We start from the raw sequence: 366 nt of genomic DNA, 5'->3' as shown, positions 1-366 counted from the left end.
AGAAACTCATTGCTGATTTTTACCATGCCTATATGGATATGGACAGCATCAATGCAAAAGGCCTCAGCCCCATTCAATCCACATTGAATAATATTGCCGCGATTGATTCGGTAAAATCCTTGACTGAGGTATTTGGTAATGCCTGGCTAACGGGCACACGTTCACCTATCTATGCTGGCTTGTGGTACAACCGTTTGGATCCTAACCAATATCAGCTCAGTGTTGGTGTCGGCGGCTTAGGTCTGCCTGATCGTGATTATTACCTGGAAGATACCGAACGCTTTGCTAATATTCGTCAGGCTTACCTGGCACATATCGCGCAGATGCTGAGTTTTGCCAAGGTGGACAATGCCGAGCAAAAAGCCG

1 pseudogene is annotated in these 366 nt (G+C 46.4%); it reads left to right on the top strand.

The features are described 5' to 3' along the window. Positions 1 to 366 (top strand): annotated as a pseudogene (locus tag J0A66_RS22070) (M13 family metallopeptidase); the annotation flags it as partial.

This window comes from Bowmanella dokdonensis, from assembly GCF_017254865.1.
Lineage (GTDB): Bacteria > Pseudomonadota > Gammaproteobacteria > Enterobacterales > Alteromonadaceae > Bowmanella > Bowmanella dokdonensis.
The sequence above is the reverse complement of the archived record's forward strand: the minus strand, read 5'-3'. Positions and strand labels throughout refer to the sequence as shown.